This window comes from Mucilaginibacter jinjuensis (assembly GCF_028596025.1).
In the GTDB taxonomy this organism is placed as follows: Bacteria; Bacteroidota; Bacteroidia; order Sphingobacteriales; family Sphingobacteriaceae; genus Mucilaginibacter; species Mucilaginibacter jinjuensis.
This window is the reverse complement of the sequence record NZ_CP117167.1, coordinates 2516258-2540720: the sequence shown is the minus strand read 5'-3', so window position 1 is coordinate 2540720 and position 24463 is coordinate 2516258. Positions and strand designations below refer to the sequence as shown.

At 42.4% G+C, this 24463-nt stretch carries 18 protein-coding genes; 2 read left to right on the top strand and 16 right to left on the bottom strand.

Going from position 1 to position 24463, the window contains the following annotated elements:
* Positions 1–3: 3 nt before the first annotated feature.
* Complete coding sequence (locus PQO05_RS11575) at positions 4–1251, top strand: MFS transporter (RefSeq protein WP_273633071.1); 1248 nt, start codon at positions 4–6, stop codon at positions 1249–1251.
* Here the strand turns inward: PQO05_RS11575 and PQO05_RS11570 are convergent.
* From PQO05_RS11570 to PQO05_RS11500, 15 genes are all read right to left on the bottom strand, one after another.
* The gene (locus PQO05_RS11570; protein WP_273633070.1) at positions 1248–2474 is read right to left on the bottom strand and encodes a Pycsar system effector family protein; all 1227 of its coding nucleotides are present in this window, start codon (positions 2472–2474) and stop codon (positions 1248–1250) included. The genes PQO05_RS11575 and PQO05_RS11570 overlap by 4 nt on opposite strands.
* A 63-nt stretch (positions 2475–2537) precedes the next feature.
* Entirely contained in the window at positions 2538–3554 is a 1017-nt protein-coding gene (locus PQO05_RS11565; RefSeq protein ID WP_273633069.1) for a cytochrome d ubiquinol oxidase subunit II, read from the bottom strand.
* Positions 3551–4882, bottom strand: a complete 1332-nt coding sequence (locus tag PQO05_RS11560; protein WP_273633068.1) for a cytochrome ubiquinol oxidase subunit I — start codon at positions 4880–4882, stop codon at positions 3551–3553. Before PQO05_RS11560 ends, PQO05_RS11565 begins: the two co-directional genes overlap by 4 nt.
* 202 nt (positions 4883–5084) lie before the next feature.
* Complete coding sequence (locus tag PQO05_RS11555) at positions 5085–6890, bottom strand: MutS-related protein (protein WP_273633067.1); 1806 nt, start codon at positions 6888–6890, stop codon at positions 5085–5087.
* A 229-nt stretch (positions 6891–7119) separates the two neighbouring features.
* On the bottom strand, positions 7120–8538 hold the full coding sequence (locus PQO05_RS11550; RefSeq protein WP_273633066.1) for an efflux transporter outer membrane subunit: 1419 nt from the start codon (positions 8536–8538) through the stop codon (positions 7120–7122).
* A gap of 17 nt (positions 8539–8555) precedes the next feature.
* Positions 8556–11762: an efflux RND transporter permease subunit gene (locus tag PQO05_RS11545; protein ID WP_273633065.1), complete on the bottom strand. Its 3207-nt coding sequence runs from the start codon at positions 11760–11762 to the stop codon at positions 8556–8558.
* Positions 11763–11786: 24 nt separating this feature from the next.
* On the bottom strand, positions 11787–12980 hold the full coding sequence (locus PQO05_RS11540; protein WP_273633064.1) for an efflux RND transporter periplasmic adaptor subunit: 1194 nt from the start codon (positions 12978–12980) through the stop codon (positions 11787–11789).
* A gap of 151 nt (positions 12981–13131) precedes the next feature.
* The gene (locus tag PQO05_RS11535; RefSeq protein ID WP_273633063.1) at positions 13132–13728 is read right to left on the bottom strand and encodes a TetR/AcrR family transcriptional regulator; all 597 of its coding nucleotides are present in this window, start codon (positions 13726–13728) and stop codon (positions 13132–13134) included.
* A 1099-nt stretch (positions 13729–14827) separates the two neighbouring features.
* The gene (locus PQO05_RS11530) at positions 14828–15835 is read right to left on the bottom strand and encodes a glycosyltransferase family protein (protein ID WP_273633062.1); all 1008 of its coding nucleotides are present in this window, start codon (positions 15833–15835) and stop codon (positions 14828–14830) included.
* A gap of 100 nt (positions 15836–15935) precedes the next feature.
* On the bottom strand, positions 15936–16238 hold the full coding sequence (locus PQO05_RS11525; RefSeq protein WP_273633061.1) for a hypothetical protein: 303 nt from the start codon (positions 16236–16238) through the stop codon (positions 15936–15938).
* Between the two features lie 17 nt (positions 16239–16255).
* Positions 16256–16966 (bottom strand): pirin family protein, encoded by a 711-nt coding sequence (locus PQO05_RS11520; protein ID WP_273633060.1) that lies wholly within the window; start codon positions 16964–16966, stop codon positions 16256–16258.
* A 665-nt stretch (positions 16967–17631) separates the two neighbouring features.
* The gene (locus tag PQO05_RS11515; RefSeq protein ID WP_273633059.1) at positions 17632–18216 is read right to left on the bottom strand and encodes a Crp/Fnr family transcriptional regulator; all 585 of its coding nucleotides are present in this window, start codon (positions 18214–18216) and stop codon (positions 17632–17634) included.
* 50 nt (positions 18217–18266) lie between these two features.
* Positions 18267–18563, bottom strand: a complete 297-nt coding sequence (locus tag PQO05_RS11510) for a GNAT family N-acetyltransferase (RefSeq protein ID WP_273633058.1) — start codon at positions 18561–18563, stop codon at positions 18267–18269.
* 163 nt (positions 18564–18726) lie between these two features.
* The gene (locus tag PQO05_RS11505; RefSeq protein WP_273633057.1) at positions 18727–19353 is read right to left on the bottom strand and encodes an alpha/beta hydrolase; all 627 of its coding nucleotides are present in this window, start codon (positions 19351–19353) and stop codon (positions 18727–18729) included.
* A 7-nt stretch (positions 19354–19360) separates the two neighbouring features.
* The gene (locus PQO05_RS11500) at positions 19361–20296 is read right to left on the bottom strand and encodes a ring-cleaving dioxygenase (protein ID WP_273633056.1); all 936 of its coding nucleotides are present in this window, start codon (positions 20294–20296) and stop codon (positions 19361–19363) included.
* Between the two features lie 213 nt (positions 20297–20509).
* Between PQO05_RS11500 and PQO05_RS11495 the strand changes: the two genes are divergently transcribed.
* Positions 20510–21655, top strand: coding sequence for a carph-isopro domain-containing protein (locus PQO05_RS11495; RefSeq protein ID WP_273633055.1), 1146 nt, complete (start codon positions 20510–20512; stop codon positions 21653–21655).
* A 249-nt stretch (positions 21656–21904) separates the two neighbouring features.
* Here PQO05_RS11495 and PQO05_RS11490 read toward each other — a convergent pair whose 3' ends face one another.
* Positions 21905–24235, bottom strand: a complete 2331-nt coding sequence (locus PQO05_RS11490) for a glycoside hydrolase family 3 N-terminal domain-containing protein (RefSeq protein ID WP_273633054.1) — start codon at positions 24233–24235, stop codon at positions 21905–21907.
* Positions 24236–24463: the final 228 nt, after the last annotated feature.

Sequence of the window (24463 nt, the reverse complement as noted above, 5' to 3'; positions counted from 1 at the left end):
AAAATGAATATACTTCGCTCATTAAAATACAGAAACTTCAAACTCTTTTTCTACGGGCAATCTGTATCACTAATTGGTACATGGATGCAAAAAACAGCCGTAAGCTGGTTGGTTTACCGCTTAACCGGTTCGGCAGTACTGCTGGGTATCGTTGGTTTTGTAAGCCTGATCCCTTCACTTGTTTTATCACCTTATGCAGGCAGTTATATTGAACGCCACAACCGTTTTAAGGTACTGGTTTATACACAAGTGATCTCCATGTTACAGGCAGGTGCACTGGCCGCCATGATCTACTTTAAATATTACAGCATCCCTGGCATTATTGCTTTGAGCCTTTTGCAGGGCATCATCAACGCTTTTGATATTACCTGCCGTCAGTCATTGATGGTTGAAATGGTAGATAATAAAGAAGACTTACCTAACGCCATCGCCCTTAACTCAACCATGACTAATATTGCCCGTATTGCCGGCCCTGCCGTGGCGGGTATTATACTAAGTACTTTGGGTGAGGATTTCTGTTTCATCAGTAACTTCCTGAGCTATATAGCAGTATTAAGCTGTTTATTTATGATGAAGCTAAACCTGGCTGCTGTTGTTAAGCCACAAACCGACATCTGGACCGAGTTGAAAGAAGGTTTCAAATATGTATCTGGCAACAAAGACATTAGCAGCATGGTAATTATGCTGGGGGTGAGTAGTCTGTTCGTGATCCCATTCAACACACTGATGCCGCTTTTCGCTAAAGATCTGTTTAATGGTGATGCCAAAACCTTCAGCTGGTTCGAGAGTACTGCCGGATTGGGTTCTGTTATCAGCGCGGTTTACCTGGCTAATTTGAAGAACAGTAAAGGATTGATTAAGATCATTACTATTGCCAGTATGCTTTTCGGCATTAGCGTATTGTTATTAGCTCACGCTAAATTATTACCTATTGCCCTGATATTTATGACCTTTACCGGTATTGGAATGATGGCTCAAACATCAGCCATTAATACTTTTATACAAACACATGCCGCGCCAAATATGCGATCAAGGGCAATCAGTTATTATGTGATGGCTTACCAGGGCATGATCCCGATTGGTAGTTTACTGATTGGTTTAATGGCCAATGCAATGGGTCCGCGGGTTGCTATGGGGATTGAAGGTATTGTGGGCATTGTATCTGCCCTGCTATTTATTATGTACCGCAACAAGGCAACAGAAGGCCGTTTGTTTAACAAAGCCAAGCACCTGTTTGCAGGTAATAATTAATTGGCGCTGTTTGAATTGGTGTGGATAACCGAGGTTATAATAAACGCAATCACTGCCACAATAAGCCCGAACATAAATACATTATAAGCCCAGCGTAACAGGAAATATTTACGGCCAAGCACAGCGCCCTGTGAGTAAACGTCTTTAATTAAAGAGCCATATAAAAACTCTTTATCATCCATAACCAGCTGCATGCCGTGTTTGTATTGGTCCATCGGCATACGATAAAAGTTACCGAAGAATAAGAGGTTTACTGTTTTATCATCCAAATCTTTTTGTTCAAAGGTGCCGTGTGGGATGGTTGGACGGGTAGCCAGAATTGAAAAAGTCATGGAGGTTAAGCTCACAGCGAGCAGGATAAAAGTGGGCATTATCAGGTAACCATTTTCATCCAGCCTGCGCAACACCAGACTGATGATAGCCGAAAGAATGATAGAGTTAACTGTAATCAGAATATGTGCCTTTTTATCGGCCATATCACTCAAACGCTGGTTATTGCTCGATGTGATCCTGAACATAGTTTCAATACCTTTTTCAGGTCTGTCTTTCTTGTCCTTCTTCTTCTCTTTTTTCGGTTCGTCTTCTGCAACGTCTTTTTCCAATTGTTCGTAATCTGTATGGTGATGATTGGTTTCTATTTCTGCTTTTAGCAAAGCCAGGTTCTCCTCCTTTTTAGGTTCCAGAACACGTTTACCATAATCAGAAGTGTATTGGTGCCGTTCCATAAAGGCAACGGTTCCGGGCCACCACAGCTCTTTGGTAATTTCTTTATGGTTCAGAGCCTCCATCTCTTTACGGAGCTCTTCACTTTTCTCCATAAATGATTTCTTGCTCAAATGGTAAAGGTCGGCGTCGCACATAATCTGCTCCAGAAGCGTTACCGGGTTTTGCGGCATTGCTGTGGCCATAATAGTGGCTACAACCTTGTCAATTACACCGGCTTCAACATCATGCTTCTCAAGGTATTCTTCGGCCAGTTTCGCGCCGCTTGCTTCATGGTCCAGTTGATTCACCATATAGCCGGTATCGTGAAACCATGCAGCAGCAGTCAATACAAATAAATCTTCATTATTTAACTGATAGTATTCTGCAATTTTCAACGCAGCCTTCACCACATATTTGGTATGGTCGAAGTTATGATACAGCAATTCCGGATGAGGATGCTCTTCATAATAATCGGCCACGTGTTTGGCAATCTTATCTGTCAGTTTTTGATAATTCATTCGGTATGCACTATGTACATCTGATACAACGAAAATGTTTGTAAAGATAATTAGGTTTTGAAGTTAAGCAGTTTCCTGCTGGCTCTTTTTACCGAAACTATATACCAGATAAAACAGTGCAGGTAAAATAAACAAACTCCCTGTTAATAATGCAATCCCAAGCGAATCAATTGTTTTTTCGGGAGCTTTATGATGCAAGAGCGACAGTTCTGTACCATTTTTTAGCAATATAATGTTAGGGTAGTGCGCATAAGTTACGGCGATGAGCAGCATGGTTACCATAAAGCCCGCCAAAAAACGCATAGCAACTACCCTATCCTTCAAAATAGCGAACCATAAAAAAACCAACGCAATTACCGCACTGATGATGGTTAGCAATGAAATAATATTACCGAACAACCACGTCAGCAACGGTATGCCATCTACCAATGATGCAGCAAAGATCATCCCCGCCCAAAATAAAACAGCGATGTTCATCTGCACAGCCTTACGCCGGTAACGGCGTTTGGAGTGATCATCCTTCACCTCTCCTACTAAAAATATAGCGGCTAAAAAACCGCAAAGGCTTACTGTGAAAAAACCTACCGAAAAGCAGAACCAATTTAACCAATCAAACACATAAGCCGAAAGAAAGGTATTAGCATCCGTATCAATTTTGCGTGATACGGCGCTACCGGCAATTACACCCAGAAACAACGGTGTAATAAAACTCGAGTACACATAAATTTTATTGTAAACACGCTGCATGCTATCCTTAATGGCATCGTAATTACGAAATGAGAAGGCGGTACCACGTGCAATAATACCCATCAGCATAATAACCAGTGGGATGTGCAGGTAAACCGAAACCGTGGTATATACCTGCGGGAAGCCCACAAAAAGAATTACCACTGCAATGATGAGCCACATGTGGTTAGCCTCCCATATTGGCCCGATGGCCTGGTATGATGTTTTGCGGATGTGTGATTTATTGGTTTCTGTAGTGAGCAACTCCAGGATACCTGCACCGAAATCGGCACCGCCCATTAATACATAAATTAACAGCGAAACCCATAAAAAACCGATAACTACGTATATCATGATGCTTGCGGGGTTAAGTTAGTGTGATCGTAAATTACGGGAACCATCCTGATCTGGCGGCCAAGTAAAAATGTTACCGCTATAGCCAGCGAAAAATAAACGGCTGTAAATAGATAGAAAGAATAAATAACACCCGGCATTGGCGTAACAGCATCAGCAGTGCGCATTACCCCCTGGATAATCCAGGGCTGTCGGCCAACTTCGGTAACCGTCCACCCGGCCTCAACAGCTATAAAACCAAGCGGTGTTGCTGCCACAAATATTTTAAGGAACCAGGCTTGTGTTAGCCATTTCTTCACCTTCCATATAGCAAGCAGGTAAAGCAAACTGATGCCGAGCATTGCCATACCTAAAGCCACCATAATCTGAAAAGCATAGTGCGTAACAGCAACAGGTGGCTGGTATTTAACCGGAATTTTATCCAGGCCCGTCACTTCCGAATTAAATTTATCGTTCACCATTAAACTCAACATGCCGGGTAGTTTAATAGCATAGTCAACTTTATGACTTGCTGTATCAGGGATACCGCCTATAATTAATGGCGAATACGTTTCTGTTTTAAAATGAGCTTCCATAGCAGCCAGTTTAGCCGGTTGATTTTTAGCCACAAACTTAGCCGATATATCTCCGCTAAGCGGTTGTAAAATAGCAGCTACTACAGCAAATACTGCGGTGATGCGAAATGCTACGGTATGGAAGCCGATGTTCCGTTTGCGTACAATCATCAAAGCATGAATACCCGCAACGGCGAAACCTGTAGCGGCAAAGGCAGCAATAGTCATGTGCAGCGATTGTGAGAACCAACCCGTGTTAAACATGGCTTTAATTGGGTCGATATTGGTATACTTACCATCTATGTAATCGAACCCTGCCGGACTATTCATCCAACTATTGGCAGCCACTACCAATATGCCCGATACAATACCACTTACCCCTACCAGCACGCCAGTACCCCAGTGAAACCAGCGGTTAAAACGCTCCCAACCGTAAAGGTAAAACCCCAGGGCTATGGCTTCGATAAAAAAAGCTGTTCCTTCGAGCGAGAATGGCATGCCAAAAATCGGACCGGCGTGTTTCATAAACTCGGGCCATAATAAACCTAATTCGAAAGATAATACGGTACCCGATACTGCGCCTGTGGCAAAGAAAATGGCTACACCCTTACTCCACGCCTTGGTAACGTTTTTATAAGTTTCGTTACCTGTACGCAGCCACATAAAATGGGCAACCGCCATAAAAAATGGCATTACCATACCTATACACGAAAAAACAATGTGAAACCCTAACGAAAGCGCCATTTGAGAGCGGGCGGCTATAAAATTGTCCATAGTTTATGCATTAATTTAATGATGCTTAGCAGCTAATCATCAACCCCTACCCAACCAATTGCTACCGCGATAAATATAGTGGCTTATGTAACATAAATGCGACTGTAGTATAATTTGTAACGTATATAAATTATTAACAAGTGCCGCTACTATTTGCATTTATGAAGCAATATGATTACAAATAGCTGTGCTATAGACCTAATCAGGCTTCTATCTCAATACCAATTCGTTTAAGTAACATCGAAGCATTAAAGGTTTTGCACTCGCCGTTCTTGATCTTGTAATCAAACAACATTTCGCCATCTGATACCTGGATATCGAAGTAAAAATTGCGGATATAATCGGGATATTTTTGTTCGAGGTGTGCGATTTGCAGATCGTGTGTGGCAACCAGCCCTACCCCTTTTTTATTAATCAATTGTTCGATCACTGCTTTGGAACCGAGATACTTATCAACCGAGTTAGTACCGCGCAGCATTTCATCAATCAGGAAGAAGATCTTTTCGTCACTTTCCACAGCCGCAAGCAGCATTTGCAAACGGTCAAGCTCGGCTTTAAAAGTTGAGGTGCTTTCATTGAGCGAATCTTTGATCCGCATATAACTCACCATCGTAATTACCGAAACCTCCATGCTTTCTGCACAAACCGGCGCACCGCATAAAGCAAGCACAGTATTAATACCGATAGTACGCAAAAAAGTACTTTTACCGGCCATGTTAGAGCCGGTTATAATGTCGATCTTAAAAGTATCATGCAGCGCATAATCGTTCTTTACAGCTTGCTCAGGGTTAATTAATGGATGTGCAATTTGCTGGGCTACCAAAGTATAACCTTCGCCATCAGCAATCTGAGGGAAAGCCCATTCAGGGTTATTGATATACAGGCTCGATAAACTCATTAGCGCCTCAAACTCGGTAATCACATTAAATGCTTTTTCCAAATTCTGGCGGTTATTACGCTTCCAGTTTTCTATGGCGATGATCTGGCGGATATCCCAAAGCAAAAACAGGTTCAGAAAAAATCCTACGTAAATATTAAGGTGATAGTTAAGCTTATTGATAAGGGTAGAAAGCTCTTTGATACGTGCCGAAGTGCCATCATTTTTAATGGTATCGGCAAGCTTATTATTATAGTCAGCATGCCAGTTTTCCTGTTCTATCTTCTCAAAAACACCGGCATAGTTGCCTAGGGTTTGTCCTATTTTTCCGGCAATCAGATCCGTTTTTTGGATATACATTGCCTTCGAAAAAACGATGCTCATATTAGCAAATCCAATCAGCACGGCCAGTATTTTAGCCGGATAATAGTACCCTGACAATATAATAGCAGTCAGCAGTAACCAGGGCGCAATTTTAGCATATTTGCTTAACCATGCCTCGCCTTTTAAATTAAGCGGATAATGCAGATAGGTGATTAATTGCTCGAGATGATTTACCGGTTCTTTTATCGCAAATAATAGCCGGGCTTGGTTATCCAGTTTCCATGTATTTTTAGTGCCGATTTCCTGAACTGCTTCCTGTCGTTCTAAAATCACATATTTAACAGATGGCTTGCTTAACCATGCAGCCAGCCGGCTACGCCCTGCAAAAGTTGCTGCCCGGTTAAGCATTTGAAACAGGGAAAGATTGCCGAAGATATCCAGATCGGCGGTATAGAAATGTTTATCGTCACTAAAAGCACTGCCGTTATCATAAAGATTTGCCCGCGTAGTGATAACAGAGATTTCGTTTTCAGTAACCCGGTTCAGGTCCTTATAATATTGCTTCAACTTTTCGAAACCACTTTGTTTGGATACTAACCACGCAAATACAAAACCCAACACCACCAGGCCACCAAGAAATATGAAGATATTATTATAGATAACCGCGAAGTAAATACTAACTACTATCAACCCAAAAACAACCAGCCGCAAAAGCGAATATTGGTTAGCCAGTTTTTCGTATTTGGTAAACTCGCTTTGTGCTGCTTGTGCACGTTGTTGGTAATCGTTGATGATAGACTGGTTCATGGGTAAAATTGTAAGGCTAAGTTAGTTCTTTTGCCATTCTGAGTGAAACGAAGATCTTCTTTACTGCGCGAAGGCTGTCATGCTGAGGCCCTCGAAGCATGGTGGGCAGGCCTCTGCGCGCGACACTTCGACGGAGCTCAGTGTGACAGCCGTTGTAAACCCCATAAACGCAAAAAGCGTCCCGATGAAAAACGGGACGCTTTTTTAGATATATGTAGGGTTGATTATATTATTGTTTCCAGCCGCCGCCAAGTGCCCTGTATAAATCAGATACAGCGCTCAGTTGTTCGTTTTTGATAGAAGCTAACTCTAACTCGCTTTGTAACACGTTGCTTTGCGCAGTTATTACTTCAAGATAAGTAGCCATACCGTTTTTAAACAACAGGTTTGAGTTTGCAGTAGCGTGTTTCAATGTATTAACACGATTGTTGGCAATAACCTCCTGCTCTTTCAGTTTGTTAACTTTAACCAGGGCGTCAGAAACTTCGCCAACAGCAGTCAATACAGATTGTCTGAACTCCAGTACAGTTCTTTCACGTTGTACTTTAGCTACATCATAGTTGGTTTTCAGTTCTTTATGGTCAAACAATGGTTGCAACACACTACCTGCAACTACACCAAACAGTGAAGCCGGGATATTAAACCAGTTGCTGGCTTTGAAAGAGTTTATACCACCTTGCGCTGTAATACGCAAAGCAGGATACATTTCTGCTTTGTTAATACCCACATTAGCGTTAGCCATTACCAAAGCAAGTTCGCGTTGTTTCACATCCGGACGGCGACTTACCGCTTCAGATGGCACACCTGCTGCCAATGCATCAGGTATATTGATTTGCTCCAGAGTAATGTCCCTTGTAATGGCATCAGGCAAGTGCCCGGTTAAAATGCTCAGGGCGTTTTCCTGGATGGCCACATTTTGTTCAAACTGTGGTACCAATTGCTCGGCAGCTTGTTTTTGTGCCAGGGTTTGATCAACAGCTAAAGAAGTAGCCTGACCAGCATCAAATTGCAGTTTAACAATACGCAGTGTGCTATCGGTTAAACGCAGGTTGCTTTTGGCAATTTTCAACTGCTCATCCAGCATCAGCAGGTTATAATAACCTTGTGATATACCGGCAACTAAGTTAGTTTGGATTAACTTTTTAGCCTCAGCAGTTTGCAGGTAAGCAGCTAATGCGCTTTTTTGCTGACTGCGGATCTTACCCCAGATATCAGCTTCCCAAGAAACACTTAGGTTAGCATTATAATCCTCGATATGTTTTGAACCGATATTGTACTGAGCCAGGCTTAAACCGGTAACGCTGTTGTCAGACGGTCGGTTTGAGTTTGCAGTCACATTCAGATCAACCGATGGTACATACTCCCATTTTACCTGTTTAAACTGTAATTGAGCAGCTTCCATATTTTTCAATGCAATCTGCATATCAAAGTTTTTAATCATGGCGCTGTCAATCAGCTTTTGCAGTGTAGGGTCAGTGAAGAAAGTTCTCCATGGTATATCTGCAATACTGCTGGTATCCTTAACATTATCGTTCCTAAAGGTGGTAGGCACATCGGCTACCGGTTTAGGTATATCTTTCGATACTTTACAGGCGCTCAATGCAGCAATTGCAAGCAATATGGCAAACCTGTTTATATATGTTTTCATTTCTATTGATATTAAAATTAAGCAGTGTATCCTTCTTCCAGTACCGTATTGTGGTCTACTTCTGATTCTTCAAGCAGCACAGCTACCGGTACACCGGTTATGCGTTCTTGCAGACCCTGGAAGATTACGAATAATACCGGGATGATGAATAAACCAAGTAAAACTCCCGAAACCATACCTCCGGCAGCACCAATACTGATAGAGTGGTTACCCTGTGCAGATGGGCCGGTTGCAATACTCATCGGGAATAAACCGAATACGAATGCAAGCGATGTCATCACAATTGGACGTACACGTAACCTTGCTGCTTCAATAGCCGAAGCAACCAGCGTATGACCTGCCTTGCGTTTCTGCACGGCGAACTCTACGATCAAAATCGCGTTTTTAGCTAACAGACCGATGAGCATGATCAGCGCTACCTGTACATAGATGTTGTTTTCGATACCGGTTAAACCTAGTACCACAAACACACCGAAGATACCTGTAGGGATAGAAAGTATTACCGCCAATGGCAGGATGTAACTCTCGTACTGTGCCGATAACAGGAAGTATACGAACACCAAACACAACATAAAGATCACAGCTGATTGACCACCTGAAGAGATCTCTTCACGGGTTTGACCAGAGAACTCGTAAGCATAACCACCTGGTAATTGCTCTGCAGCAGTTTCCTGGATAGCCTTGATGGCATCACCAGAACTGTAACCTGGTTTAGGTATCGCGTTTACCTCGATAGAGTTAAACAGGTTATAACGTGAAGCAGTTTCTGAACCATAAACACGGGTTAATTTAACCAGGGTATTGATAGGCACGTTATCACCAGCTTTGTTTTTAACAAATACACGGTCGATAGATGTAGGGTCTGTCCTGTCGGCAATATCAGCCTGAACAACCACACGGTAGTATTTACCGAAGCGGTTAAAGTCTGATGCTTGTGCAGTACCGAAGTAAGCCTGCATGGTAGACAAGATGTCTTTAACATTTACACCCAGTTGGTTAGCTTTTTCGTCATCAACTTCCAGTTGTAATTGAGGATAATCTGCTTTGTATGAGGTAAAGGCATAAGCGATAGCCGGTTTTGCCATCAGCTTACCAATAAAGTTATTGGCCACGCCGCTAAATTTATCCAGTCTGCCGTTGGTTTTATCCTGCAGCATTACGTCTAACGCTTCCACGTTACTAAAGCCCGGTACAGTTGGGAAACTGAACACGAAGAAAGTACCGCCAGGGATGCCTCCCAGTTTACCACGAACGATGTTTTGAATATCATCGATATTTTTAACAGGGCCACGCTCATCTGTAGGTTTTAACAACAGGAAGATAACACCCGCAGACGGGCTGCTTGATTGCGTTAAGAAGTTGAAACCAGACAGTGCCGTAACGAACCTTGCTGATGGTAAAGTTTTAAGCTGTGCTTCTGCTTGTGAGAAGATCTTGTTGGTACCGCTCAACGATGTTCCTGATGGTGTTGAAACCGCGATAGCCACGAAACCCTGATCCTCTGTTGGGATAAAGCCCGATTTGGTTGTTTTTACCATGTAAACGGTACCAACAACTATTAAGATAAGGCCACCAATGGCTACCAGTTTATTTTTGATCAGGAATTTCAGTCCGCCAACATAACGATCTGTCATGTAGTTAAAGCTGCCGTTAAAGCCTGCGTAGAATTTATCTGCAAAACCTTTTTTAGGCGCTTCGTGACCGTGACCATCAACATTGTGTTTGTTCTTTAAGAATAGCGCAGCCAAAGCCGGGCTTAAGGTTAAAGCGTTAACAGCCGATATAATGATCGCAATCGCCATGGTTAAGGCAAACTGTCGATAAAATATACCTGTTGAACCGGTCATGAAACTCACCGGTAAAAACACAGCCGCCATTACCAGGGTAATAGATATAATGGCACCGGTAATCTCGTGCATCGCTTCGGTAGTTGCCTTTTTAGGCGTAAGGCTTGGGTTGTGCTCCATTTTGGCGTGCACCGCCTCTACCACCACAATGGCATCATCCACCACAATACCAATGGCCAGTACCAATGCAAACAGGGTTAACAAGTTTACAGAGAAACCGAACAGGCTCATGAAGAAGAACGTACCGATGATAGCTACCGGAACCGCGATTGCAGGGATTAAAGTAGATCTGAAATCTTGCAGGAATAAGAATACTACAATAAATACCAGCACGAATGCTTCTACCAATGTATGCTCAACCTGGTTGATAGACTCATCCAAATCTGTTTTGGTACGATAGAACTGGTTGTATTTGATACCGACAGGGAAATCTTTCGATGCCTTCTCCATCAGCTTATCAATAGCAATCTGAATTTCGTTAGCGTTTGAACCTGACAACTGGATGATACCGATAATGATACCATCGTGTCCGTTCAGGTTACTTACACTGTTATAAGAGTAAGCACCCAATTCAACACGGGCCACATCTTTCAGGCGCAGTACAGAACCATCTGCATTGGCCCGGATAGCAATGTTCTGGTATTCTTCTGGTGTGGTGAGCTTGCCTTTGTATTTAATTACATATTCAAATGCTTCGTTACTGCGCTCACCAAACCTACCTGGGGCAGCTTCGATGTTTTTATCTTGTATAGCGGCAGTTACTTCGGCAGGGGTAATTTTATAAGCTGCCATTTGGGCTGGGTTAAGCCAAACACGCATCGAATAATCTTTAACACCACCAAATATAGCTGCAGAACCAACACCCGGGATACGTTTAATTTCCGGCACGATATTGATCTGCGCGTAGTTAGCTACAAAGGTTTGATCGTATTTCTTAGGATCTTCTGAGTAGATACCCATTGCACCAATAAAGCTGTTTTGCTGTTTGGTGGTAGTGATACCGTATTGCACTACCTCGGCAGGTAACTGGCTGGTAGCTTGCGAAACACGGTTTTGCACGTTTACCGCAGCCTGATCGGGGTCGGTACCTTGTTTAAAGTAAACGGTGATACCCAATGTACCATCATTACTGGCGGTAGAGGTCATGTAAGTCATGTTCTCCACACCGTTAATGGCTTCTTCAAGCGATGGTGTTACCGAACGCAAAATGGTCTCGGCGTTAGCGCCCGGATATACTGCCGATACCAATACTGCCGGAGGAGCAATATTCGGGAACCTTTCCAGGGGCAGTTTGGTTAAGCCAAGCACACCCACTATCACCAATAAGATGGAGATAACGGTTGAAAGTACCGGCCTTTCTATAAATTTCTGAAACATAACTTTAAAGTTTAGTTGTGTGTATTAGTTTTTTGCTACAACGGCTGCTTTATCAGAAGCAGGTTGTTTTTCAGGATGTATCACCATACCTTCCTGTAATTTGTCGATGCCGCTCAGTACAATCTGGTCGCCAACTTTTACACCGTCTTTAACCAGGTAATTGTCGCCGTTTTTACCAAGGATGGTAATCGCTTGTTTTTTAACCTTACTGCTATCGCCTACGGTAAACACAAACACTTTATCCTGCATATCAACCGTAGCTGACTCTGGCACGATCAAAGCATCTTTATGATCGAGGCTTAAGCGAATTTTACCGGTGTTGCCAGAGCGTAACAAACCTTGTGGGTTTGAGAAGGTAGCACGTACAGTAATTGCACCGGTAGTTTTATCAAACTGACCGTCGATGATGTCGATTTTACCTTGTTTGGCATATTCGGTACCATCAGCTAACAAAAGCGATACTGCTGGTAATTTGCTCAATTTATCTTTTATGGTTTCGCCCGGATATTGTTCTTTAAAGGCAACGAAGTCTTTTTCACCTAAAGAGAAGTAAACGTGTACATCGTGTACATCAGATAGTTCGGTAAGTGCAGCAACATCTGTTGGGCCAACTAAACTTCCTTGTTTTTTCTCTAAACGGCCGATATAACCATTTACAGGAGCTTTAATTAAGGTATAACCTAAGTTGATTTGTGCTGTAGATACGTTAGCTTTTGCCGATTCTATATTGGCAGTTGCTACACGGTAACTTGCTTTAGCAGTTTTTAACTGATAATCTGATACTACCTTGTTTTCTACCAGCGGGGTTAATTTATCAACCTCAATTTGCGCATTAGCTTGTGCTGCTTCTGCTGCGTGTAATGCTGCTACGGCATTATTTAATGCTGAGCGGTAAGGCGATTCGTTTATTTTGAATATTGGCTCACCTGCGTGTACAAAAGCACCCTCGTCAACAAATACTTTATCTAAAGTACCGCTCACTTGTGGGCGAACTTCAACGTTAACAGTACCTTCTATAGAGGCTGGATATTCCTGGTAAGTAGTGGCATTACCAGCCTGAACCTCTGCTACAGGTAAGGTTGGAGCCGGTGGGGCAACTTGTGCCTGCTGTGGTTGACCGCAGCTTGCCAGTGCCGCCGTTAACAGACCAAGTGCTACGATCTTAACAGCAGTAAACCTTTTAAAGCTGTTAAAGTTTAGACTAAGAGATGTATTCATGAGTTTGTTGTGTTGCATTTTGATTATTGTAAAAAAAGCCGCATATACTGCCAAATAATTCAACAGCAGTTTAATTAGGGTGTGATTTTTTATTATTTTAACAATGTTACGTTTCCTAACAGTGTTAGGTATAGTAGCAAAAAAAGAGGCGCTACTTTAAATTTTTGATAAAGCCTGTGATGGCATCGTGCAAAACCATTTTGTTTAGTTCCATATCAACAACTGAGTTGCCATTTATTTTGATAGATATTAACCCGTGCATTACCGACCAGAATGTGTGATACTTTAAGCAGGCGCTTACGTCTCTTCCACTCTTATCAATCATGCTTTGGATCGATTCTGTTACTGCCTCAGCAAATTTCACCTGTTCGGGTAAACATTCCGGTGATTCGCAGCAAGCCATCCCGATACCGAACATCAGTTGGTAATGTTCCTTGTTGTTCATTGCAAAATCCCAATAAGCATCGGCAATTGCTTTGATCTGATCGGCAGGGTCAGCGTGCTGACTTTTTGCTTCTAATATTTTTTCAGTTAGTAGTTGAAATCCTGTGCGGCCAAATTCAATGAGTATGGCCTCTTTATTTTCGAAGTGATCGTAAATAACCGGGACGCTATACTCAATGGCATCGGCAATTTTGCGGATAGACAGCGATTGCCATCCATCAGCTTTTACCATTTGCCATGCTGCGCAAATGATATCTTTTTTTACCTCATCCTTATGACGCTGTCTGCGTTCTACGATTCCCATTTTGTTATTTCCTAACAGTGTTAGCAAAAGTATCAATGTTTGGGATTAACTTCCAAATGATTTATAAAAAAATGCCGGTTTGGCATATCATATTATAATTTCATGACAAAAGGTGTGTGTTTGTACTTTGATTTGACTTTCATTGGGTGGTTCTGTGCTAACTTGTAGGGTATGTCTGCATTTAATTGAATGTCAGTCCCGCTCAATCGCCGCGGGTAGGCTGTTACTTTGGGGCGCCAAAGTAACCAAATCGCTCATCGGCAAAAGGCTTCTTTGCGCACGAGGCCATACTGCACAAGCAGTCAGAACACACAGGCCGGGATCTTTTGCCCCACTTGCGCTCGCACAAGTCAGCCCTTCTGCAAAATCTCCAATGCCTCTTTCCAGCACACAAGGCCAACATTGTTCTGACCGCTTTTGGCCGAAGCTGTTTGCAGATTAAATTAACTTGTCATTGCGAGGTACGAAGCAATCTCGTAGCTATAAGTCCTACGACGAGATTGCCACGCTATCGCTCGCAATGACAAAATTAAATGATAAACGGATTAAAATTGTTGTGATGAACCCTTAATAACCTAATAATTGTGGCATCTTAATTTTCGGATAGCACAACTCCTGCCCTACCACACCCTTCAATAGAAAATTGAGCAGCCACGAGTTTTCTTTTTGGTACTTTTTCTTTTGCGGAAAAAGAAAAAGTACATCCACTAACGATTCATATACTTCATTGCCGCACCTAATGAAAAACGAATTCTGCATTAACTAAATCAGCGACTCTGTAGGTCGGGGATTGCTTTTCCGAAGTAAATCCGGGACAGGCTGTTCCTCGCAATGACGTGTTGGGAGCAGAATGAAAAACGGACTTCTACGTTTATGTGAGGCAGTGCTAATCGGTTTGAGATTGCTTCATTCCTCGCAATGACGCGCTTTTGGATGATTGATTTTAATTAAAAACCTCTTGAAATAAATAAGGAGTGGCTCGCCCACTCCTTATTTATATTAACTAAACTATTTACCCTTGCATGTAAAAAAACTTGACGCAAAGATGCAGGTACGTTGTTGGGTTAATGTAAGGTCAATATTAAATCTTGTGTTAATTTTACAGTTGTGGTATCAATTCCATAACATGCTGTTTGAATATCCTATCTAGCACATCCTGGGTTTCGTTGGGGTAGTTTACTTCAACAATTGTATCGTCTTTAAGCCAGTTCACAATAGTTTCTTCGTGCTTTTCTTTGAGACTTTTAATCACCGGCACACCCATTGATTTTAGAGCTGCCGCATTTAATTGCTGCTCGTACTGGTTTTTCATAGGGATAACCAGCAGTTTCTTTTTCATAAACAGCGCTTCGGCCGGAGTTTCGAAACCGGCACCGCATAGTACACCTGCTGATGAAGCCATGCTGGCAATAAACTTTTCGTTATTAATAGGCTGTATAGTGATGTTGCGATGTTTAAGTACCTTTTTGTTGTGCTTGGAAAACACTTCCCACTTTACATCTTTAAAATTGGAAAGCTGTGTGATCAACCTCGAATCATCGTAAGCCGGAAGGTATACTGTGTAGTGACCTTTATTAGTCACCTCGATATTACGCACCTGCTGGCGGATAACCGGGGTATAAATATTATCGTTGAATGATTTGAAGTGAAAGCCGTACTGCTCGCTTGTGGGGGCGTATTGTTTTAAGATCAACCGGCCAACCATATCAGATGATTCTGACTTTGGGGCTTGATGTGCCAATACCGCAGCCTGGTGACTTAGGCCAACACAAGGTTTATCGTGCAAATAACAAGCCCAGGCAGATACCGGTTCGAAATCTGTGATCACCAGGTCATAATCATGAACTGGCAGGTTATTAACCTCTTTTAAGAATTTGCGGAAGTTTGATTTGTAGAAGGTTCGCCATAAATCAACACCTCCTTTTTTGCCAAATACAAACCCCATCCCATGGCATTTGTATTTAACCGGGAAAGGCAGCGACAAATCGCCCTGGATGCCACTTACCAGGATATCAACCTCAGCCATATTTTTTAGTAGCGGAACAATATCCATTGAGCGGCTTAAGTGTCCGTTGCCTGTTCCTTGTATGGCGTAAAGTACTTTCATTGGGTATTACCTGTATGGGCTGTTTGTTTAATCTCTAAATATGGCAACAATTGTGTTAACTAATCGTCAGCAAGATATTAAATAACGCCCCAAAGGTAATTTACCTGTTGGATAATGCGTGGTGAATCTCGCCGAAAAGTAAACCACTGCCACCGCCATAATGTTTAACCACCGGTATATTTTTATGCGCAGCCAGTACCGATTCCAGTTCCTGTTCTTCGGCAGCGGACAAGCCGCTGCCGATCAGGATCAAATCAAACTCACTATTATCACAAATCTTTCTGGCTTCGTCTATACTCGCAGCACAGGTGCTGTTCCACGCTTCGTTATTATTAATTAAACGGTTTATGGTTTGCAAAATACCTTCGTGTGTGCAAATGGCCAGTATTTCAATCTTTTTCATGGTAGATTTTTGATTTATTAGAGTTCCATTGGTACTTCCATCAGTAGTATCTCAGCTTCGGTATCAGCTTTAACAGTCAGGCTATCGGCAACAATACCCATACCGTCGCGTGATTCTAAAGCTTGACCGTTGATGGTTACGTTACCACTTAAGATAAAGGCATAAACCCCATTCTTCTTATCATTTAACTCGTAAGTAGTTTCGGCACCTGCATCAAACTTACCCATATTAAACCAGGCATTTTGATGGATCCATACACCAACGTCATTTGCATTAGGTGATAAGATCTGGTGAAATACGTTTTTTTCAGTAGTATCAATCTTAACCTGATCATAACGTGGGGTTACGTTACGTTTATTAGGATATAACCAGATCTGCAGGAATTTAACAGGGGCGCTGCCATCTTTATTAAACTCGCTGTGATATATACCGGTTCCGGCGCTCATGGCCTGGATTTCACCTTTCCTGATGATGGCTTCATTACCCATACTATCCTTATGCACTAAATCTCCTTCGAGGGGTATCGAAATAATTTCCATATTATCATGCGGGTGATCGCCGAAGCCACGGCCACCGTCAACGGTATCGTCGTTTAATACTCTTAACACACCAAAATTCATGCGTTCGGGGTTATAATAACTACCGAAACTAAAACTGTGAGCACTGTTTAACCAGCCATGATTGGCAATTCCACGAGTTGCTGCTTTATGTATGATGAAATTTTCCATTGTTTTAAATTGATATATCAAAGGTAAGGTGGAATTGGTGATTGGAACTTGACCTGGGTCAAGAACGGTGCGTTCGTTCATTTTTATTGTTGTGCTTTGATGAATGTTAGTCCCGCTCAATCGCCGCGGGTAGGCTGTTACTTTGGGGTGCCAAAGTAACCAAAGCACTTGTTGGCAAAAGGCTTCTTTACGCACATGGCCATGCCGCACAAGCAGTCAGAACCACAGGCCGGGATCTTTTGCCCTATTTACGTTCGCGCAAGCCATCACTTCTGCAAAATCTCCAATGCCTTTTCCCACACACCAGCCACCATTGTTCTGCCCGCTTTTGGCCGAAGCTGTTTGCCGACTGGAAAAAGAAGCAAGATTATAAACTTTATGATAAACTATTGTGAAGAACCCCTAAATAACCTAATAATTGTGGCATCTTAATTTTCGGCCAGCACAACATTGGCCACACCACACCCATTCAAAGAAAATTGAGCAGCCACGACTTTTTCTTTGCGTTACTTTCTTTTTGAGAGAAAAAGAAAGTAACATCCACTGACGATTCATAATTCACACTACCCTTCCTAATGAAAAACGGATTGTGCGTTATTAAAGGCAGTGCTAATCGGCCTGAGATTGCTTCGTACCTCGCAATGACGGGGGAGGAAAGACTCCTACTAACGACGCTTCAGCAATTTACTCTGCATTCTGCTCAAAAACTCGGGTGTAACACCGATATAAGTAGCGATATCTTTTTTAGGGAGCGTATTAATTAATGTTGGGTACCGTTTGCAGAAATTATTGTACCGCTCTTCGGCTGTTAAACTCAGGTTATCCATTAAGCGTTGCTGATACGATACCAGCGAGTTTTCGGTAATGATACGGAAGAAACGTTCGAACTTGGGGACTTTGCCAAACAGCACTTCCTGGTTGGCTTTGGATAATAAAAGAAGTTCTGTTTTTTCGATGGCTTCGATATTCAGCGTGCCGGGCTTCTGACTGATGAGGCTGTACATATCGGCCATCCACCAACCTTCGGGGGCGAAGCTGAGTACATGCTCGAAGCCGTTATCATCGATCGTATATCCTCTTAAAACACCCGACACTGTAAAGGCCGAATATTTGCAGATTTGGCCATCCTCCAGCAAAAACTCTTTACGCTTCAGTGTTTTTTCCTGCAAAAGCGATACAAAGTATTCTTTTTCTTCGGCAGTGAGGTTAATGTATTTGCCAATATTGTGCAGGATGAGATCGGTAGACATAAGGGTTTCTGAATATCTGACCAATATACAGAAACCTTGCGTAAACCTGTTTATGAAGCGGGCCGGTCAACCAGTAATCTGTTCCATTCCGGATGGCGCTTCAAGTAGGCTTGCACATACGGACAAAGCGGTACCAGTTTTAAATGGCGTGCTTCCATGTATTCAAACGTTTTGGTGACGATAGTTGCGGCCACGCCTTTGCCTTCCAGCTCAACAGGCGCTTCGGTATGGATGAGGTATACCTTGTCGCCCTTTGTTTTATAATCGATAAAAGCGCGGTAGCCTTCCACAAACAATTCGAAATTGTGAATAGGCTCGTTATTGATGAGTTGGATGTCTTCGTACATGGTTAAAGATATTAAATATCAATGTTTTTTAATAAAAACTATAGAGCTTACCCCTTATTTACGCAAGTGCGAATTGTACTGACAGTAGTGTTCCCCTAATTTAGGGGAATGCACAGGACAGTGCTTTAGCAGTAGCTTGAACAAGGGGTAAACTCTATAAATATTAATTCTTAAACACTAATTGATTTGCCAAATCAATCTCTTCCTGCGTAATAGTGTGCGGGCGGCCTTTGTAAATTTTCAGCGTTACATCGGCGTTTAACCCGGTGATCACTTTTACACTTTCATTTACACGGCTTACCGGTACGTGCGGATCAGGATCACCGGTTGTAATTAGTATAGGTGTGTTATTGAAATCACCTGCATAGTTTGCCAGGTTCAGTTCCTCCCCTATTAGGCCTCCGGTAAAGGCAATTGCACCACCGTATTGTTTTGCGTTACGGGTAATATACTCTAACGTTAAACAAGCCCCTTGTGAAAATCCTGCAAAATAGATTTTATTGGCAGGGATCCCATCGGCTTCTATCTGTTTAACCAATTGAGTTATCACACCTAAGGCCGAACTTAAAGCAGGCTCATTATCCTGAACCGGTGCCAGAAAGCTATACGGGTACCAGCTATGGTTAGTAGCTTGCGGTACGTAAATGGCAAAATCTGCAACATTAAACTCATTGGCGAGGCCAATCATATTGTGGGCGGTGCTACCGCGGCCGTGGAGCAGTATTAATGCTCCTTTGGCCTGTTGCGGTTTTGCCCCGGCTGTTATTATTTGATATTCGTGAGTGTACATGATCTGATTAATCTAATTTTGGTAATACTTTTACTAAAGCATTTCTGTGCTGCTCGTACTGTGCTGGCAATTTTAAGTTTAGGCCTAACTCTTCAACCGATTCATCTACTGCAAAACCAGGGTTATCAGTAGCAATTTCGAACAATACGCCTCCCGGTTCGCGGAAGTATAGTGAGTAGAAATAGTTACGGTCTATTTTCTCGGTGATGTTCATGCCCAGTGCAACAAGTTTCTCGCGGTACTGCATTAACACTTCTTCATTTTTAACCCTGAAGGCAACGTGGTGAACAGAACCTCCGGCTACATGGCCTGCAACTTCTCCGGCTACTTCAACCAGATCAACAATGGCTGCGTTATCAACCGCATCGGTAACAAAGCGGAAACGGTTTACATGTTGCTCCAGCAATTTGTATCCAAACACACCAGTTAAAATATCGGCAGTAGCCTGCATTTTGTTAGTAGTGATAGTGATACTGTGGAAGCCTTTGGTAGCGTTCTCTGCCTTAACTTCATCGGTTTCCCAAGGCAAACGTAAGTCTGGTGTTTTAGAGGCGATGAGTTCGAATTTCAAACCATCAGGGTCTAAAAAAGTTAGATAAGGCTCGCCAAATTTTTCGGCCACTTTGTTGTAGATCACGTTGCGTTCTTCGAAACGTTTCAACCAAAAGTCGAAGCTGCTTTCAGGCACAGAATAACCAATCTCGGTAACCTGGCGTGCGCCTCTCCTACCGATTTGAATATTTTCCCATGGGAAGAAAGTTAAGATAGTACCGGGGGTACCAACCTTGTCGCCATAGTAGAAGTGATATGTTTCAGGGTCGTCAAAATTCACAGTTTTTTTTACTATGTGCAGGCCCAGCGTTTTAGTATAAAAATCGAAGTTACGTTTGGCATTACCTGCTATTGCAGTGATGTGGTGTATGCCGTTTATTGAATTTTCCATTATCGTGTTTCCTTTTAAATTGTGGTGATGTTTTGTTTTGATGATACAAATGTACCCTACATTTAAAGGCCCGCACTTGATGTAGGACAAGAAGTAATGTGGAGGATTATTTTGTTGAGAGATGTTCAATATTTAAATATCAATAAAATTGATATTTAAATATTTTTTATTATCAATTATTTTATTTAATTTTGAATAGTTAAAATCAATATAATGAATGCAGCACAAAACATTATAGAAAAATTTGGCGGTCAAACCGAATTAGCTCAATTGATTGGCAAAGGGCAAAGCACAATTGCTCATTGGGCTAAAACAGGTTTAATCCCAGCAAAATGGAGAACACACCTTTTATCTTTAGCAGAACAAAAGGGCATCGATCTAACATCCGAGGATTTTGACTTATTACCTGATGATTTTCCTAATGTGAACTCTAATTTGCCAAAAGCAACGCATTACGGCGATTTACCATTAAACGGAATAACTCTTTCGGCTGCTGTTGTAGACGGAAAAAGGCTTCTCTCTGAAAGAAGCCTGGCAAACGCTTTTGGCATAAAAGGAGGAGGGGCATATTGGAGTAGAAAAAAAATTGATAGTACCGCAATTTTACCTGAATACTTATCGGCAAAATACCTTAAACCTTTCATAAATAGCGAATTAGAGCAAAGGTTAAATAACGCCGTCGAGTACATTTCTTTATCTGGTGTTAAGTCAAGAGGAATTGAAGCAACAGTTTTATCTGATATATGTGATGTTTATATTACAGCGAAAAAGTTCTTTGATAGTAAAGGCATGGAAGTTGAAAACCTTTCGTCAGTAGCTGATAACGCATACGGCCTATTAAAATCTTTTGCAAAAGTTGGGATAATAGCCTTGGTAGATGAAGCGACTGGTTATGAAAAGGAAAGAGAGAAAAACGAACTTCAAGCCTTTTTAAAGAAGTTTTTTGCAGAGGAGAAAGGTAAATTGATCTCCTTATATCCTGATGATTTTTTTGAGGCCGTGTTTAAAATGAAAGGGTATAGCTGGAAGGGCATAAACAACGGAAGAAAGCCACAATGGATAGGACACGTCATAAACAACGTAGTGTACAAAAGAATTGCTCCAATGGTTCTAAATGTATTACGAGAAAAAAATCCCGTGATAAACAAAAGAGGCTATCGCAGGTCTAAGCACACACAATGGATTGATGCCGAATACGGTCATAATAAACTAAAAGAGCATTTAACATTTGTAACTCTGTTAGCAAAAGCGTCTGGGTACAATTGGGACGTTTTTTTGTCCCTACTTGATAAGTCTCTACCAAAATTCAATAACGATGGCTCACAAACTTTGGAAATAGATTTTCCATCTAATAAATAAAAAAGGGCAATAAGCCCTTTAAAGATCGTCGTGCAGACGCAAGAAACAGCGGTGCAAATTATACACTGCTAACCTCGATAAACAGCCATCTCATGAGTGGTCCCTCATTAGGCGTAAGTGTTTATCGGGGATTTCTTGTTTAACAAAGTTACTAATTATTGTTAATTTATACATGGGAACAATCCTTTATCAATTAAAGAAGATTCTTCACTGCGTTCAGAATGACAAATTTGTTAAGGAGTGGTTCCTTTATCTTTTCGTCCTCCGTCCCTTTACAGGCGCTTTCACCACCGGCTCATTAATCTCAAAACTTCCCGGCAAACCTTCTGCAGCATTTTTACCGATCCATATTTTATATTTACCTGGGTCTGTTACCAGTTTCATAGCCTGGTTATGGTAGGCTAGATCGGCGGTATTTAAGGTGAATACAACATGCTGTTTCTGACCAGGGTTAAGGCTGATCTTCTTAAAACCTCTCAACTCTTTTACCGGGCGCACCACATCGCCAACCATTTGTTGCACATAAAGCTGTACCACATCGGTACCGGCATGCTCGCCAACATTGGCAATCTCTGCGGAAATTGTGATGTTATCGCCCATATTCAATACCGTTTTATCCTGTACCAAATGATAATAATCAAACATGGTATAACTCAAACCATATCCAAATGGATATTGCGGCAAATAACCTGCATCCAGATAATGCGAAGTATTACCCAGCGAACTTTGCCATGCCCCTACCGGGATGCTATCAATAGCCACGTAGTTTTGCTTATTGGCCGGCCGGCCGGTGTTGGTGTGGTTATAGTACAAAGGCTCCTGCGCACCTGTTTTAGGCCAGGTTACAGGTAAGCGGCCTTCGGGTGCGGCAATGCCTGCCAGCATATCGGCAATGGCTGGGCCGCCCATGGTACCGGGGTGCCAGGCCATTAAAACGGCATCAACCTTGTTTAAAACATTGCCTAAAGTAATTGGCCTGCCAGCCATAATTACCAGCACAATTGGTTTACCTTCCTGTTGCAGGGCGCTGATTAAACTATCCTGCGCACCCGGCAAGCCAATATCGGCCCGGCTATGTGCTTCGCCGGATAAGATAGATTCTTCTCCACCAAAAAACACAATCACATCGGCATCATGCGTTACTTTAACAGCTCGAGAAAAACCATCGGTACTGCGGTCGCGGCTAAACTTTAAACCTGGCGCATAAGATATATTATCCTTACCATACATGTTTTGCAGGGCAATTAATGGCGTTTGGGTGTCTTTGCTGTCGCCATCAAAAGTCCATGTACCTAACTGATCGTGCGGTGCATCTGCCAGCGGACCAATTACAGCTATCTTCTTCACTGTTTTGGCAAAAGGAAGCGTTACGTTATCATTCTTCAGTAATACTGCGCTTTCAATCGCAGCTTTCTTAGCAGCAGCTAAACTGGCATCGGTTAATATTACTTTGCCATCAGGCTGTTCGGTATATGGGTCGTCAAACAAACCTAAACGAAATTTCAACCTTAATACATCGCGCACCAATGTATTCAATTGTGTTATCGAAACCTTGCCACTGGCAACCAGCGCTTTCATATTTTTCTCATAGGTATTGCTGGCCATTTCCATATCCACACCTGCGTTGGCGGCTTTGGCGGCAGCATCGCTACTATCGCGGGCATAACCATGGGTGGTCATTTCTACCACACCGTTCCAGTCGCTTACCAGCATGCCGTCATATTTCCATTCGTTGCGCAAAATTCCTTTCAGTAAAGGCTGATTACCGGTAGCTGGCACGCCATTTAGATCATTAAACGAAGCCATAAATGTAGCAATGCCTGCATCTTTAGCTGCTTTAAATGGTTTCAGGTAAACATCATACAACATCTGCTGACCAATGGTAGCCGTGTTATAATCGCGGCCACCTTCGGCAGCACCGTAGCCCACAAAGTGTTTGGCGCAGGCAGCTATCGAGTTTGGTTTGGAAAGATCATCGCCCTGGAAACCCTTTACATAAGCCTTAGCCAATATAGATGACAGATAAGGATCCTCTCCCGGCGATTCTGCTATCCTACCCCAACGGGCATCACGGGCAATATCCAACATAGGCGCAAAAGTCCACCGCACACCTACCGACGAGGCCTCTACCGCAGCAATACGCGAACCCTGCTCCACAATATCAGCATCCCAGGTTGCCGCCTGTCCTAAAGGGATTGGGAAGATAGTTTTAAAACCATGAATAACATCCCGCGCAAAAATCAGCGGGATATGTCGCGGGCTTTCTTCAACAGCAATACGCTGCAGTTCGTTTACCTTATCAATATCAACCACATTAATTACCGAACCCGCCCTGCCTTCGCGTACCGCATTTTTTAAAGCCTCGGGCAATGGGCCTTTTACCCTGCTTGATGCTCCGCGTTGTGCTGTCTGGCCAATTTTGTCATCAAGCGTCATTTTAGCCATCAAGCTGTCAATGCGTTGCTCAATGGTTTTATGTACTGGCTGTTTTGGGGGGCGATTGCTAAAAGCACATAACCCAAGGGCAAGAGTGGTTATGGCAGCAGCATTCCATACTTTTCTGGTAAAAAATTCAGGCATTTGTTTAATGATATTCAGGGTAATGTTGATGTAGCGATAAATGTTTTGTAAAAATAGGTTAGGTCAGTAAAAACGCTGCTTCAAATTAACGGTTTTCAGCGCAAAATTACAGTGAAAATCAACTACATCGTTTGAGATATTGCTGTGATGTTTATTTTGGCATTTTTGATGTAACAAATCAACGTACTAAACATCAAACCATTATACGTTAATTAACTATCCCGATAG